The sequence below is a fragment of the Ensifer sp. M14 genome (genome assembly GCF_003355565.1).
GTDB lineage: Bacteria > Pseudomonadota > Alphaproteobacteria > Rhizobiales > Rhizobiaceae > Ensifer.
Genome location: NZ_QJNR01000007.1, coordinates 18,803 through 33,794 on the forward strand (window position 1 = coordinate 18,803; position 14,992 = coordinate 33,794).

General features: G+C 61.0%; 12 protein-coding genes and 1 pseudogene. 6 read left to right on the forward strand and 7 right to left on the reverse strand.

Annotated elements, in window-relative coordinates; all coding sequences use genetic code 11:
• Window positions 1-101 precede the first annotated feature (101 nt).
• Window positions 102-863, forward strand: a complete 762-nt coding sequence (locus BLJAPNOD_RS21970; protein WP_077502589.1) for a L,D-transpeptidase — start codon at window positions 102-104, stop codon at window positions 861-863.
• A 178-nt stretch (window positions 864-1,041) separates the two neighbouring features.
• Here the strand turns inward: BLJAPNOD_RS21970 and BLJAPNOD_RS36075 are convergent, their stop codons facing one another.
• From BLJAPNOD_RS36075 to BLJAPNOD_RS21980, 3 genes and pseudogenes are all read right to left on the reverse strand, one after another.
• The gene (locus BLJAPNOD_RS36075; RefSeq protein ID WP_343215824.1) at window positions 1,042-1,506 is read right to left on the reverse strand and encodes a hypothetical protein; all 465 of its coding nucleotides are present in this window, start codon (window positions 1,504-1,506) and stop codon (window positions 1,042-1,044) included.
• A pseudogene (gene speD / locus BLJAPNOD_RS36080) lies at window positions 1,496-1,816 on the reverse strand (adenosylmethionine decarboxylase); the annotation flags it as partial. The gene BLJAPNOD_RS36075 and the pseudogene speD, both read right to left, overlap by 11 nt.
• A gap of 93 nt (window positions 1,817-1,909) precedes the next feature.
• Window positions 1,910-2,878: a DUF808 domain-containing protein gene (locus tag BLJAPNOD_RS21980; RefSeq protein ID WP_077502588.1), complete on the reverse strand. Its 969-nt coding sequence runs from the start codon at window positions 2,876-2,878 to the stop codon at window positions 1,910-1,912.
• Between the two features lie 223 nt (window positions 2,879-3,101).
• Between BLJAPNOD_RS21980 and BLJAPNOD_RS21985 the strand changes: the two genes are divergently transcribed.
• The 4 genes from BLJAPNOD_RS21985 (at window position 3,102) to BLJAPNOD_RS22000 (ending at window position 8,962) form a co-directional block, all read left to right on the forward strand.
• On the forward strand, window positions 3,102-3,707 hold the full coding sequence (locus BLJAPNOD_RS21985) for a TetR family transcriptional regulator (protein WP_077502587.1): 606 nt from the start codon (window positions 3,102-3,104) through the stop codon (window positions 3,705-3,707).
• 60 nt (window positions 3,708-3,767) lie between these two features.
• A complete protein-coding gene (locus BLJAPNOD_RS21990) occupies window positions 3,768-4,925 on the forward strand; it encodes an efflux RND transporter periplasmic adaptor subunit (protein WP_115421492.1) in 1,158 nt (385 codons plus the stop codon).
• 26 nt (window positions 4,926-4,951) lie between these two features.
• Complete coding sequence (locus BLJAPNOD_RS21995) at window positions 4,952-8,104, forward strand: efflux RND transporter permease subunit (RefSeq protein WP_115421858.1); 3,153 nt, start codon at window positions 4,952-4,954, stop codon at window positions 8,102-8,104.
• 273 nt (window positions 8,105-8,377) lie between these two features.
• Window positions 8,378-8,962, forward strand: a complete 585-nt coding sequence (locus BLJAPNOD_RS22000; RefSeq protein ID WP_244611088.1) for a DUF922 domain-containing protein — start codon at window positions 8,378-8,380, stop codon at window positions 8,960-8,962.
• Window positions 8,963-9,224: 262 nt separating this feature from the next.
• Here BLJAPNOD_RS22000 and BLJAPNOD_RS22005 read toward each other — a convergent pair whose 3' ends face one another.
• The 4 genes from BLJAPNOD_RS22005 to BLJAPNOD_RS22020 all read right to left on the reverse strand — a co-directional run bounded on the left by BLJAPNOD_RS22005 (window position 9,225) and on the right by BLJAPNOD_RS22020 (window position 13,828).
• On the reverse strand, window positions 9,225-9,887 hold the full coding sequence (locus tag BLJAPNOD_RS22005; protein ID WP_173423293.1) for a response regulator transcription factor: 663 nt from the start codon (window positions 9,885-9,887) through the stop codon (window positions 9,225-9,227).
• Between the two features lie 274 nt (window positions 9,888-10,161).
• The gene (locus BLJAPNOD_RS22010) at window positions 10,162-10,878 is read right to left on the reverse strand and encodes a Crp/Fnr family transcriptional regulator (RefSeq protein ID WP_077502584.1); all 717 of its coding nucleotides are present in this window, start codon (window positions 10,876-10,878) and stop codon (window positions 10,162-10,164) included.
• Between the two features lie 221 nt (window positions 10,879-11,099).
• Window positions 11,100-12,383 carry a polysaccharide pyruvyl transferase family protein gene (locus tag BLJAPNOD_RS22015; RefSeq protein ID WP_115421493.1) on the reverse strand — a complete coding sequence of 428 codons (1,284 nt, stop codon included), beginning with the start codon at window positions 12,381-12,383 and terminating at the stop codon, window positions 11,100-11,102.
• Entirely contained in the window at window positions 12,383-13,828 is a 1,446-nt protein-coding gene (locus BLJAPNOD_RS22020; protein ID WP_244611041.1) for a hypothetical protein, read from the reverse strand. Before BLJAPNOD_RS22020 ends, BLJAPNOD_RS22015 begins: the two co-directional genes overlap by 1 nt.
• A gap of 235 nt (window positions 13,829-14,063) precedes the next feature.
• Between BLJAPNOD_RS22020 and BLJAPNOD_RS22025 the strand changes: the two genes are divergently transcribed.
• Window positions 14,064-14,825 (forward strand): glycoside hydrolase family 16 protein, encoded by a 762-nt coding sequence (locus tag BLJAPNOD_RS22025; RefSeq protein ID WP_077502582.1) that lies wholly within the window; start codon window positions 14,064-14,066, stop codon window positions 14,823-14,825.
• Window positions 14,826-14,992: the final 167 nt, after the last annotated feature.

Here is a 14,992-nt window from a genome sequence, read left to right on the forward strand (position 1 = left end):
TCCACCAAACGATTGGCCGAGGTTGTTTATCACCTCCCTTAAGGCAGCCTTAAGGTAGCGCCTCCCTTTGGGGCTATTGCAACAAGTCCCCGAGTCGATGAATGCCCGTTAGAGATGAACCGAACCAACTGCCATCTGCCTTACCCGATTTGCGGGCCGGCGGTACACTGACGCGCCGCAGTCTTTTCGTCGGCGCAACCGCGATCCTGCTGTCCGGTTGCGCGGCGACTGTGCGCCCGACACCAAAGCCGGCGGTGGTCGAGATGACGCCACCGCCCAAGGGCGCCGTTCCGCCGATGTACTCAGCGATGCCGAACGAGCCGTTTCCCATTCCGGAGGTGAATATCTCCGAGGTCGATCCTAAGTTCTGGCGCCAGGAGGTCGACTATCCGACGCAGGAGCGCCCGGGCACGATCATCGTCGATACGCCGGCGAAGTACCTCTATCACGTGCTGCCCGGCCAGCGCGCCATGCGCTATGGCATCGGCGTCGGCCGCGAGGGCTTCGCCTGGTCAGGGCGGGCCATCGTCGCCTACAAACGCAAATGGCCGCGCTGGACGCCGCCCGACGAAATGGTTGCGCGGCAACCGAAGCTCGAGCCTTACAGCATCAAGAATGGCGGCATGGGGCCGGGCCTGAAGAACCCGCTCGGCGCACGGGCGCTCTATATCCACCAGGGCGGCAAGGACACGCTTTACCGCATCCACGGCAGTCCCGAGGCGCGCTCGATCGGCAAGGCTGTGTCGTCCGGCTGTATCCGCATGCTCAACCAGGATGTGGTCTATCTGCATGATCAGGTCCGCGACGGCAGCCCGATCGTCGTTATCCCCGATCCTTCGAAGGCGCATCTCGCCACGAGCTGATTGCAACTCATCCGAGTGCCACTCAAGTGAACGCGTGCATCTCTGGTCCGCTTCGTCAGGGCCGGAGATGCACACGGATATCGCGAATGCGCCCAGCCCGAAAGAGGGGCCGCAGGAGCAACTGTCGACGGCGGCAAGAACGGCTGGTCGCGGTCAAGGCGGAGGCTGAAGATGGAAGCTAGCGATAGTTTTGCCAGCCTGCGAGATAGTAATCGAGCAAGACTGGACGATCGAGCGTATTCACCCCGACGTCGCCAGCCGCAGTATCCTTGTCCAGCGAGAAGTGCTTCCCGATGTTTTTCTCATCGAGATAGCGCGTTTCAACTGCAAGGATCGGCTTTGTCATGTTGAGCTTGGCATCGCTGGCCAGGACAAAGCCCCAATCGCCGAACGACGGCACATTGACATGATACGGGTAGAGGTTGGCGAATCCCGAAGCCCCGACGGTCTTCTCTATGCTCTTGTAGGCCTGTGGGGCAAAGTAAGGGCTTGTCGCCTGCGTCACGAAGAGACCACCGGGCAGGAGATTGTCGCGCACCAGGCTGTAAAACTGCTTGCTGTAGAGCCGAGCCAACCCGCTGTTGTTCGGATCGGGCAGATCGGCAATGATGAGGTCGAAGGCTTGCTTGTTGGCTTGCAGAATGTCGCCTCAGCGGCGCGATCGCTTTCCGAGGATCGCAATTGCCGCATACGAATATATCGAGCGCCGCATAGCCGCTTTCTGGCCACGTATGAATGCTGATGTGTGATTCCGCGAGCAGCGCAACTCCTGTCACGCCGCCCCTATCACCGAACTGGTGCAGCTTGGTTTCGATCAGTGTCGCGCCACATGCCTGGGCGGCTTCCCGAAGGGCTTCATCGATGCCTTTCTGATCGGCCAGCTCTTTGGCTCCCCAGAAGTCGAGCAGCAGATGCGTTCCCGCCGGGCGAAAGGTTTGCGTGATTTCGGTCATGGGTGAAGACGTGAAAATATGAAAACTTGAAGGAACGGCGAGCTTGCACAGTCTTGCCGTGTGGCATGTGCAAGTCGCGGGCACCTGGCGCGATCAGTGCTTTGCGGGTCTCAGGCGGCTCCAGATCGGGCCGACGATGTTGCCCATGACGGCAATGGTCACGGCACCGACGACGATAGCAAGCAGTGCCTGCTGCGCCGATGTGGCGAACCAGCCGACAAGGCCCGGGGCAACAGCCACTGCGTGGGTCACGACTTCGGAAATGTCGTGGATGACGTGTTCCGGGCCGGCATATCCCATCTGGGCAAGGCCATGGACGAGAATGCTGCCGCCGACCCAGAGCATTGCCGCAGTGCCGATGGCCGCAAGAATTTTCAGAAAGACCGGCATGCCGATGACCAGGCCGCGACCGATGGCGCGTAGCGCCGAAACGGAGGTTTTGGCGAGCGCGACCCCCGCATCGTCGGCTTTGACGATCAGACCGACGACGCCATAGACGGCAAACGTGATAGCGATGCCGACCGCGGCAAGCACGGCACCCTGCATGTAGATGCCCGCATCGGCGACGGTTGAAAGCGTCAGCGCCATGATCTCGGCCGACAGGATGAAATCGGTGCGCACGGCGCCGGCGACCTTCTCGTTTTCGAGCGCGACCGGGTCGGTCTTGTGCCCGAGCACGGCATTTTCGTGTTCGTGGGCAGCGTGCGGAAAGAAGACGCCATAGAGTTTCTCGGCGCCCTCGTAACACAGATAGATGCCGCCCAGCATCAGCAAGGGCGTGATCGCCCAGGGGGCGAAATAGCCGAGCAGCAGCGCGCCGGGCAAAAGGAACAGGAGCTTGTTCTTCAGCGAGCCGAGCGCAATGCGGCCGATGATCGGCAGTTCGCGTTCCGGCGTCAGCCCGACGACATAGCGCGGCGTCACTGCGGCATCGTCGATCACTACGCCCGCCGCCTTGGCGCCAGCCTTTGCGGTCTGCGCGGCGACGTCGTCGAGCGAGGCAGCCGCCATTTTGGCGATGGCCGCGATATCGTCGAGCAGGGCAATGAGACCAGTGGCCATGGAACGCTAAGCCTTTGTGCTGAAATTCGGTTCGAGCGGTTGCTCCTCAAGCGTTCGGCAGTAACCACCGTAGCGTGTCGAGTCAACGACATGCCCAGACCGCCGGTTTCGAACACCACTTCGTGAGGTGAAACGGGCATCTCCTTCATTGACGTTTGACGAATTTCGATTTACGACTGACGAAATACGAAAATCGTCAGTCGTAAATCGAAAGCAAAACTCTATGGACGACAGCATCGATCATTTGAATGTCGCGCATCAGGAAAACGTCTCTCGGATCCTGGAAGCGGCCGAGCGGCTGTTTCGACATTTCGGATATTCCAAGACCAATGTGGCCGATATCGCCCGCGATCTCGGCATGTCGCCGGCCAATATCTACCGCTTCTTCGCCTCCAAGGCCGAGATCCATCAGGCGATCTGCGGACGCCTGCTGGATGCGAGCTACCAGCAGGCTCAGGACATCTGTGGTTTGCCGCTGAGTGCAACAGAGCGTTTGCGGCAATATCTGCGTGCGCAATACCAGCTGACGGTCGAGGTCATGCTCGACGACCAGAAGGTGCACGAAATGGTCGTGATCGCCATGGAGCGCGACTGGCACGTGATCGACATGCACATCGATCGTCTGCATGCCCTTTTCGCCGCGGTGATCCGCGAGGGGATTGCGGCGGGTGAATTCCCGGAGCAGGACGCGGACATCGCCTCCAGATGTTTCGGGGCAGCGACAGTGACCCTCTGTCACCCGCAGATGGTGGCGCAATGTCTCTCGAAGGCCAATCGGGCGACGCCCGAGCAATTGATCGAGTTTGCGATCAAGGCACTGAAAAACTGACGAAACTGCGTACGGCCCTGATGTGACCCGTATGGCTGCTGCCACCCTAGGAGTGCGGAAATGCCTTTGCCCGTTCAAACCCATCGCCGTTTCGCATGGAGCGGAAGGATCGTCCTTCTTGCCGCGATCTCCCTCGTGCTTGCGGCCTGCTCCGAGGAAGCTGAAGAAGCCAAGCCGGTCGTGCGTCCGGTCAAGGTGCTCGAAATCGGCGATGCCGGTCAATCGCGCCAGATGAGCTATTCCGGTATTGTACGCGCTCGTACAGAGATGAATCTCGGCTTTCGCGTCAACGGCAAGATCACCGAGCGGTTGGTCAATGTCGGCGATCGGGTGAAATCAGGCGATCCGCTCGCCCGCATTGATGCGACGGACTATGACCTTTCGGTCAAGAGCGCGGCCGCAAACCTCGAGGCCGCCGAGCGTCAGGTCGAGACGACTGCATTGGTCCGCGCGCGCGCCGAACAGCTCTTTGCCAGGAATGTCGCCTCCAAGGCACAACTGGACCAGGCGACACTCGGCCATAACCAGGCGGTTGCCACGCGTGACGCCGCAAGCTCGGCGCTCTCGCAGGCGAAAAACCAGGTGACCTATACCGAGCTGGTGGCCGATCGCGGCGGCATCGTCGCGTCCATCGCCGCCGATGTCGGCCAGGTGGTCGGCTCCGGCACGCCTGTCGCCACCGTCGCCGTCGATGGCGAAAAGGAAGTGCTGATCGCCGTCCCGGAGATCGATGTTGCCAATTTCAAGCCGGGCATGGCGGTCAAGGCTGGCTTCTGGTCGGACCAGGGCTTGATACTCGGTGGCAAGGTGCGCGAGGTGGCCGGCAGTGCCGAACAGCCGTCGCGAACCTTTGCGGTGCGTGTTAGCCTGCCCAACGATCCGCGCGTCCTGCTCGGCATGACCGCAACGATCCTGGCCTCGGCTGACGACGCCGACCGCCGCATGTCTGTGCCCCTGAGCGCTCTGGCTCAAAAGGATAGCGGGACAACCGTGTGGGTCGTCGATCGCGACAGCCAGACCGTGAAGAGCCGGACGATCACAGTCGCGGACTTTACCGGCGAGGGCGTACGCGTGATTGACGGGCTGCAGCCCGGCGACCTCGTCGTGGCAGCCGGCACGCAGTTCATGACCGAAAACCTCAAGGTCGCGATTTCGGGCGATGTCGTCCGCCAGTCCGCCGAAAACGACAAGACCGCAGCCGCCGAAATCGCGCGCTGAACCAACCCAACCGCGGAATGAAGCCGATGTCCCAGTCCACCGAAGAAAAGCGGCCTTTCAATCTTTCGCGCTGGGCGATCGCCCATCCCAGCATCGCGCGGTTCCTGTTCGGCCTGATCATCATCACCGGTGTGCTCGGTCTGATGCGCATGGGGCAGAAGGAGGACCCCGACTTCACCTTCCGCGTCATGGTGGTGCAGGCTTTCTGGCCGGGCGCCTCTATCCAGGAGATGGAGGACCAGGTCGTCAACAAGATCGAACGCAAGCTGCAGGAGACCCCGCATCTTGATTTCGTCCGCTCCTACACGCGCGCCGGAAGCGCGATCATCACGCTGCAGGTGGAGGGCGACACCGATGCCCAAGAGGTGGCCGACGCGTTCTATCAGGTCCGCAAGAAAGTCGGCGATATCGCCAACGAATTGCCGGAAGGGCTCCTTGGGCCATATTTCAATGACGAGTTCGGCGACACCTTCATCACGCTCAACTCGCTGAGCGGCGACGGTTACAGCTATCCCGAACTGAAGAAGTTCGCGATCCAGGCGCGCGACATGCTCTTGACGACGCCAGGCGTCGAGAAGGCGGTCATTCTCGGCGACCAGCCCGAGAAGATCTACATCGACGTCTCCTCGAACGTGCTGGCCGCGCGTGGGCTGACGCTCAACGATCTCAGAAACACCATCGCCGGCCAGAACAATGTCGATCCGGCAGGTTCGGTCGACACCGGCTCGCGCTCGGTGCGCATTGCCGTCGAGGGGGGCCTCGACAAGGTCGAAGATCTCAGGAACCTGAGCCTTTCGGCCGGCGGGCAGGTGACCCGCCTTGGCGATATCGCCACCGTTTCTTCTGGGCTGGAAGAACCCTATTCACGCAAGTTCCGCTTCAACGGCCAGGACAGCGTGCAGATCGGCGTAGTGATGGCCAAGGGCTTCAATGTCACCGACGTCGGCGCGGCCGTCGAGGAAACCTACAAGCGTTTCGAAGCGGCTCTGCCCTATGGCGTTACCGTGGACCAGATCGCCAACCAGCCTGAAGTCGTCACCGAAGCCGTCGGCGAATTCATGAAGGCACTCGGCGAGGCGCTGGTGATCGTGCTTGTCGTCTCGTTCCTGTCGATCGGCTGGCGCTCCGGCCTGGTGATTGCCATCACCATTCCGCTCGTGCTGGCTGCCACCTTTGCCATCATGTACGAACTTGGCATCGACCTGCAGCGCATCTCGCTTGGCGCGCTCATCATCGCGCTCGGGCTTCTGGTCGACGACGCGATGATCGTTGTCGAAATGATGGAGCGCAAGCTGGAGGAGGGGCTCGTCAAGGTCGAGGCTGCCAGCTTTGCCTATTCTTCGACGGCCTTCCCGATGCTGACGGGCACGCTCATCACCACCGCCGGCTTCATTCCGGTCGGTTTCGCCGCCTCGACGGCGGGCGAATATGTGCGCTCGCTGTTTTATGTCGTTGGCATTGCCCTGGTGGTTTCGTGGTTCGTTGCCGTCTACTTCACGCCGTGGCTCGGCAACATGATCCTGAAGCAGCGCGCCCACGCAGGCGGTCATCACGATGTCTTCGACACCCGCTTCTACCGCCGCCTGCGCTCGACGGTGTCCTGGGCGGTCCATCACCGCGTCATCGTGCTGTCGATGACGCTCGTCGCCTTCTTCATCAGCCTGTGGGCGTTCCAGTTCATTCCGAAGAACTTCTTCCCACAGTCGTCCCGCCCGGAAATCCTCGTCGATCTGTGGCTGCCGGAAGGCACGAGCATCAAGGAGGTCGAGACCCAAGCCAAGGCGCTCGAGGCGCGGATGATGGACGATGCGGACAAGCGCTTTATCGCAACCTATATCGGGGAAGGCGCGCCACGCTTCTTCCTGCCGCTCGACCAGCAGTTGCGCAATCCGAACTTCGCCCAGCTGCTGATCATGGCCAATGACGAGCCGGCGCGCGAGCGGCTGATCGTCAAGCTGCGCAAGATCCTGGCCGAGGATTTTCCCTCGATCCGCTCCAAGGTCGATCGTCTCTTCCTCGGCCCTCCGACCGGCTGGCCGGTGCAGATGCGCGTCATGGGACCGGACCGCCAGGAGGTGCGCCGCATCGCCGACCAGGTGAAGGCGAAGTTCGCGGAAAACCCGCAACTCGGTGCGGTGCATGACGACTGGCTGGAGCCGGTGACGGCGATGAAGCTGGTGATCGACCAGGATCGCGCCCGCGCGCTCGGCGTCACCTCGCAACGCGTCCGGCAGATGCTGCAGGCGACCATGTCCGGGGTGCCGCTCGACAATTTCCGCGATGGCGAAGAAACCGTGTCGATCGTCGCCCGCGAGCCGGATGCGACCCGCGCGCTGCTGTCGTCGGTGGAATCCATCTACATTCCGACCGATTTCGGCAGCTTCGTTCCGCTGTCGCAGGTGGCCAAGGTCGTGCCCGTGCTCGAGCAGGGCATCGAATGGCGCAGGGATCGCCTGCCGACGATCACCGTTCGCGGCACCTTGCCCGATGGTGTTCAGCCGAATGACGTGGCGTTGAAGATGTATGGCGAGATGCAGACGCTGCGCGACAGCCTTGCCCCCGGCTATAGCGTCAACATCCAGGGTGGGGCGGAAGATGCCGCCGAAAGCCAGGGCTCGATCGCTGCCAAGGCGCCGATCATGCTGGCGGTCATCGTCGTGCTGCTGATGATCCAGCTCCAGCATTTCGGCAAGGCGATGCTGGTTCTGGCAACCGGTCCGCTTGGCATTATCGGGGCTGCGGCAGCCTTGTTGATCAGCGGCGCGCCCTTCGGGTTCGTTGCCATTCTCGGGGTTATCGCGCTGCTCGGCATCATCATGCGCAACTCGATCATCCTCGTGGACCAGATCGACCAGGACATTGCCGCCGGCATGGATCGCTCCGAAGCCATCATCGGCTCGGCCGTGCGCAGGTTCCGTCCGATCATGCTGACGGCACTGACCGCGGTTCTGGCGTTGATCCCGATCTCGCGCGGCGTCTTCTGGGGGCCTTTGGCCTATGCGATGATGGGCGGCATCCTTGTCGCCACCGTTCTGACGATCCTGGTGCTGCCGGCCGGCTACGCACTGTTCTTCGGCCGGGAGCCGAAGCGGCAGGAAACCGAGCTGGAAACCATTGAAGCGGACGATGCCGAACCCGCAGCGGTGATGATCTATCCGCCAGCCGTTGCGGCCGAATAGCGATGACTATGTCTTAAGGAGCTGGTCGCTGTGGCCAGCCCGAGGTGCCCGAGGGCGATGGGACGACAGTGACCGGCGAGGAGGTCGGCCGGATGCCGCGCAAGCCCGGCCGCCCTGCAAGATGCCGGTCGAAGGAGGTGGCTTGCAACGCGCGACGCCGGCATACCCTTTTCTCCTTAAGCCGATGCCGATCAGTGAATTATGCAGTAGGGTCGCCCGAATTGAAGTGCCTTCCGGGGGATTCGGGTGAAATTAGACGTTCTCTTGTGTAGCATGATGCTCTGCACATTCTTGTTGCCATCCATGGCGCATGCGGAGTGGCAGGCGGTGGAAAAGACCCGCACCTATGCGATCTCCGGCCAGACCGGGGCTGAGCTCTACGCATCGATCGGCGAGCGGGGCCCAAAGGTCGGCGGACTGGTTCGCGCCATCGCCCACACGGATTTCAAGCTGACCTGGACCAGGAAATACGAGCCGCAAGCCAACAACGCCTGCACGCTTGTTACGGCCAAGCCGAAACTCATCATCACCTACACGCTGCCGAAGCCGTCGAAGCCGCTGCAAGGCGCCATGGCGCAGAACTGGGAAACCTTTATCTCAGGCGTTCGCAGCCACGAACTGGTGCACGGCGATTTCATCAAGGATCTGGTGAAGGCAATCGAAATGACATCGGTGGGGCTCTCGGTTGACGCTGATCCCAACTGCCGCAAGATCAGGGCCGAACTGACAAGGCGGCTCGGCGAACTGTCCGTAGCCCAGCGCCAGAGAAGCCGGGACTTCGACCGCGTCGAACTCAGCGATGGTGGCAATATTCACCAGCTCATCCTCAAACTCGTCAATGGTGCCGGAAGCCGTTGACGGAGGCTTGCGCATAACGGACCACGCCGCGCCCTTGGCAAGGCACGTCCAAGCGGAATGCGCCGGTGCGTGTGCCGCAACGGAGCCTCCCCGACACGTTCCTGCCGAGGCGGATAAGACGCACGATGGCGGCATCGCCATACAGCTGATGTCGTCCCATACCGGCCGAATTGCCGGATACAGGAGACATGTCAGCCGATCTCGTTCCTATTCAGCGGGCAGCCATCAAGACACACCTGCCGGCGTGTCTGCTGTCGCCAGCCTACTTCATGAATTCGCGGATCTTGTAGGCAACCTCGGTGCGGTTGGTCGCGTTCAGCTTCTTCATGATGTTTCTGATGTGAACCTTCACGGTGCTTTCACACAGATCCATCTCGTAGGCGATGATCTTGTTGGCCTTTCCACGGCGCAAGGCTTCGGCAACCTCGATTTCCCTGGGCGTGAACAGGCTGTCAGAGCATCGGGCGCCGTTCACGACCGAGTTGATTGCCTCCCTCATCGTCAGGATGCTGCTCGCCGGAACGAAGACGCCGCCGGCGCGCGCAAGCGCGATCGCTTCGGCAGCGACATTGATCCCGACATTGCTTGGAATGTAGCCACGGGCACCGCATTCCAGCGCTTTGAGAATCTGGCCGAGTTCGTCCGTTTCGGCGACCACGATCACCGGGCTGTATTTGAACTTCTCAACCAGCGTTTCGATTTTTTCGCAGACTGCAAGGTCACCCACTTTGCCGCCGCCGACGATCAGAAGAACCGCCGAGGGGTCGGTCTGCAACTTTCGGCTGCGCCACTCGTCAAAGGATCCGACGGTAACGATCGTCAGCCCTGGATCGTATCCGGTCAGGCTTTTCGACAGGCATTCCCGGTCGAGGGCGCGAGGGTCGATGAGCAGGATGTAGTCGAAATCCTCTTCCTGATCCGTCATGTCCGAACCGCTCAAGCCTTGGGGGAGGGGCTGTTCCAATGCGCTTGGGAAGGATGTCGGTCGCGTCGTGGAGTTTCTTGCAATTGTCGCTGTACGAATATCCATTGAAATTTCTCCTTTTTATTCTTATTTTGTCAGGTGTAAATATTCTAGATACAAGTATAAGTATTAATATACCTTCGGGTTCCTCTCATGATTTTGTTGTTATATATTGCTAATCAGATCACATATATTGTTGCTCTGCATTAACGTAGGTTAACGTATTCGCAATCAATCAACCGAGGTCCGTGCGGAGATAGCCGGGGTCGAAATCAACCAATTCCGCCAATCGTCGGCGATCGAGAAATTCGACGATGCCATTCCTGAAAGATAACAACCCCTTCAACCTCATCTCCTTCAAAACGCGGTTGATATGTACGGACGAAAGCCCGACAGCGTCGCCGATGTCTGACTGCGTCAGGGGGCATTCGAAACCGTCGAATCCTGATCTGCTCGGTTTGCCGGCTCGCACCGCCAGCTCGAGCAGCAGATGGCCGGTGCGCTCCAGCGCGTCGCGCCGCGCGATGCTTGCCAGCCGCTCGGTCATTCGCACCTGGCGCTTGAGCATCTCGTGCACGAAATTCTCTTGGATCCTCGTCGAAAGATTGGGGCCACTGGCGCCGGGGGGCACGGCAAATTCATAGACGGTCACGTCCGAGAGTGCCTGGATGGTTTCTTGCGTCAACTCGGAAGACAAGGTCCAAACCATGTCTCCGCGCAGCATGAATTCGACGACGATCCGCGTGCCGTTCGCCAGAATCTTGCGACTGACACTCCAGCCGGAGATGAAGAACAGAACGCACGACCTCCCCTCGGGCTCGAACAGAATGGAGCCCGCCGGGAACACCCGCTTTCGCGCAACGGTGAGTTCCGGCCTGTGTTGGTTTGTGTCGAAACTCGACGTTTCACCGCGCTGTTGCGACCCTATAAATGCCCCAAGTTGCCCCACCATAAAGGCGCACTCTCTCTTCGGTCTTTTCGATTGTACTTAAGTATATAGCAAACAACCGGTGGTTAGGAATATCACCCAAGATGGTTAGTAATGGTGGGAAATCACATCGATATCAGCTTAATCCGGCCGGGTGGGTAGGACGGTAAGGGGCTGAAACGCCTGGGCTTTGGGTGTGGGTAGTACCAATTGCCTCACGCCGGGGAGTACGTAACCCCCAACCGTCAGAGACCGTTCGACCAGGCGTAGCCGGCTAAGCCTTGTTCATTCGACACAACCGCAGGATGGGGCTTCCGGTTCGCGCCGTGGTTCTGGTGCTTCTCCAGGCATTCTCGCAGCTGCGAGATGCCGTCGCGGGCCTGATTGAGGATGGAGGCGTGGGTCTCGGGATCGATGCCCCGGCGGGCCGCTTCCTCAAGCAAGGAGGCGACGTGTTGTGCGGAGACGTCGGCTACACCGGCAAAATACTCCGACCGGCCGACGAACTGGAAGAAGCCGTCGACCTTCGGATCCCAACCGAGTCCGACCTGCGGCACGCCGAGGGAATAGGCGGCGATACAGGCGTGCAGACGATGCGCCAGGATAACCTGCGTCGATGCGATAATGTGGATCAGTTCCTCGGGCGTTTTTGGGCGGGGGGCGAGATAGAGATTGCCGCTGTCAATCTGCCCCGCGAGACCGTCACCGCTGAGAATGCGCCGCGCAAAGGTCTGGTCTTCCTGCGCGCCATTGGTGAAGAGACAGATCCTGTATCCGGCTTCGAGCATCATGCTCAGCAATCGATGATAGTCTTCGATATGCCGAAACGGAATTCCTTGCGACCCGTGGCCCGAATGACGCCGCAGGATCAGCGGGTCGGTGACACAGATGCCGATCGCCCGGTCCTCTGCCTTCAGTGGCTCGAGCGCGTGGCTCGAAACGATCTCCCGAACGAGCAATCCGGGGTCGGGCAGTATCCGGGCGTGCGGGCCGGCTGGAAAATGGCCGAACCAGTTGCGGCTGGCGATCGTATCGCGGACCGAGACATGGACCAGTTGGCTTTCCTCGAGCCTGCCGAAGAGCTGTCTTGCCTGTGGCGACCAGTCCCGGCTGGTGCCGACGGCATAGATAGCGAGCGGCTTGCCGCTGCGTTTGACGCAATCGAGCGCGGCTCCCACCTTCAGCGGGAAGTTCAGGTCGTCGTCCTGAAACAGGTTTCCCCCGCCGATCACGACGGCATCGGCAGCCTCGATCTCTTTTTGCCATTCGATCTGCAATCGGCGCAGTGTCGGGGCGAGCGCCTGCTTGACGACCCGCCGGCGCGCGAACGCGGGCAGCGCCTGCAGCACCTTCAGCAATTGCCGGCGACGCCCGCCACCGCCTGTGCCGAAAGCCGTCCGGCCGGCGAGATCGATCGTCTTGACCTCCAGCCCTTTCGTCCCGCGCGAGAGCGCGGTCTCAAGGCACTGCGCAAGAATGCCGTCACCGAGGTTCTCGCTGTATTTGACGTTGAAGACGACGACCTTCATCAGGAGCCTCCCATGCGGCGTGGGCTAGCCGCACCGACAAGTCGTGGTCGGCGTGCTGCCGCCTCGGTGATCTGCAGGCATGTCAGCGCCGACACGCTACCGGCAAGGATGTAGAAAAGCAGGCCCAGGTCATAGACGGTGCCGGAAACGAGAGACGTGCTGAGCGCGGCGACAAATCCGGCTTTCGCTGCCCGTAGCGCTGCAAGACCTTCCACACGCTGCTGAGCGGCCGACGGCACGCGAGCGCAAAGGATGGTTGCGACAAAGATGCAGAAGATGACCAGCCCCAGGACACCGACATTCGACAGGAGGACCAGCAGATAGCTGGATGCGCGCGCGCTTCCCAGACCCGCGCCCATGCCGAAAGTGTTGACGAAGGCCTCATAGGCGGCCGCGTTCCACATTGCGCGCTCGCGGCCAGACTGGCTGTCGACCTTTGACAGGAGCATCTCATCGAGAAAGTCGTAAACGGTCGACACCAGCTCCGGAAACATGTTGACGACCGTGAGCAGGACGAGCGGCACGATCAGGAAAAGGGCGGCGAGAAACACGGGGCGTCCGGGATTTTTCCGTTGGAAGACCGTCACGATCGACCGTATCCAGAGAAACGGGAAGACGGCGGCCAACCCGAGCAGCGCTGTCGCAGACGTCGAAAACACCAGGCCGGCGAGCGAGGCAAGGGCCAACGCTGCCGTCACGCGCGAGCGCACCCGGTCGAGCCAGAGGCTGGCCGTCGCGGCGAACAGGACCAGGGTGTAGTCGGCAAAGGCCGATGCTTCGGGGAACGATCCAGAAATCCGTTTCAGCCCGCCTTTTTCCGCCGCTGTCAGAAGGGCGTAGTTTGCCGTTCGCACCACGCTCAGAAGATACTCGGTGCCGGAGAAGTAGGTGACGATGTCGGCGGCGGCGAAGGCGAGATTGACCGCTGCCGCAATGAGGATGGCGCTGACGAGGTGCGACGGAGCCGCCGGGCGACGCAGATAGGCGTGGCAGAATCCGAAACAGGCAAGCCCCCCGAGCGCGTAGACGGCCTGCGTTATGTTGTTGGATGAAGACCTGAGCGGCGACAGCGCTATGAAACTTCTCGCACCGACCGATCGTTCGACCGTCATCACATCGACGGCTCCCTGGAACACGCGAGGCGACAGGATCGCGGTCAGCACGCCGAAAAGCGTGAGCACCATCAGCCAGAAGCCGGAGCCGGCCGGCGCGAAGGCCGCCAGCACCGGACCTTCGCCATAAGCCATCAGGATCCTGACGCCGAAAAACAGCAGGAAGACATTGGGAACAAGGATGGATGCGCCGCCAAGGGCCGGAAGGTCGATTGCAGCCGCCGAGCCGAGCGTGGTGGATACGACCATGAACGTCAAAGCCCAATGGATGGGCGCCATGAGCACGCCCAACCCCACAAGTACGGTAACGAAGCCGATCAGTTCAAAGCTCATGCCACCATTTCCAGTTCATGAAACGATCCTATCAAAGGGGGCATGCCGCGTATTTACGCCTGCGGCTAAGCCTTTCGCATAGCGCCCCGGCCTGAATCGGTAATGGACCCCGGACGGGCTGCCGCGTTAGTTTCCCGCCATGACCCCATCTGTTCGCGAACCGCGCCGTTGCTTGGCCCGCCGCTCTTCAGTTCGGCGCTTCGTCCGGCCTGTCATCGGTTGTCTGTGGATCTTGATGCTCGCATCTGGCGCCTCGGCTGACGGATACACAGGCGGGGACACAGGCGACGCGCTCCCCGTCGACGATATGCGTCTGACCTTCGACGAGAACTTTGACGATCTGAGCGTATCGGCCTGGGGGCCCGGCACCCGATGGATCGCGCACACGCCGTGGTCCGGGGATTTCGGAGGTGCCCGCTTCGCCAATCCCGGCGAGCGCACACCATTCAAGACCGAGAACGGCATCTTGAGGATCGAAGCAAAGCGTGATCCGGAGGGGGACTGGCAGTCCGGGCTGCTTGCGTCGGTGGATACGAAGGGCAACGGCTTTGCCCAGCAATACGGCTATTTCGAAATGCGTGCCCAGCTGCCGGTCGGCCCTGGGGTATGGCCCGCCTTCTGGTTGATCGGCAAGGATCGCTCGACGTCGACGGCGGAAATAGACGTGATGGAATTTTACGGCGACAAGCCGGACGGTTACTCCTCGGTCATCCATGTCTGGCATCGCGACGACAAGAACGATTCCCAATTCAGCCGGATCGAGGTGTTTGACGATGCCGATCCCCGGGACTTTCACACCTATGGGGTGAAGATCGATTCCGAGTTCATCCGGATGTATTTCGACCGGAAACTCGTCTGGAAGGCAGAGACGCGGCCCGAGCACCGGCAGCCGATGTATGTGCTGCTCAACCTCGCTCTGGTCGAAAAGACGGCGGACCAGGCGCCTGATCCCTCCCACATGTTCATCGATTATGTCCGGGCCTACGACCTTCCATAGGTCGTGCGGGGACTGCATGTTTCCTCAAATTCCATCCGGTTCAAGGATGAGAGCATCCCGCAATTCGAGGTGCTGCAGCTGCCTTTGTCCGTCTGACAGGACGCGCGGCGCGGTCGATCGTCTTAGCCCCGCCCGATCCTCAAGGTCCAGTGCCGCGGGCGCATCTG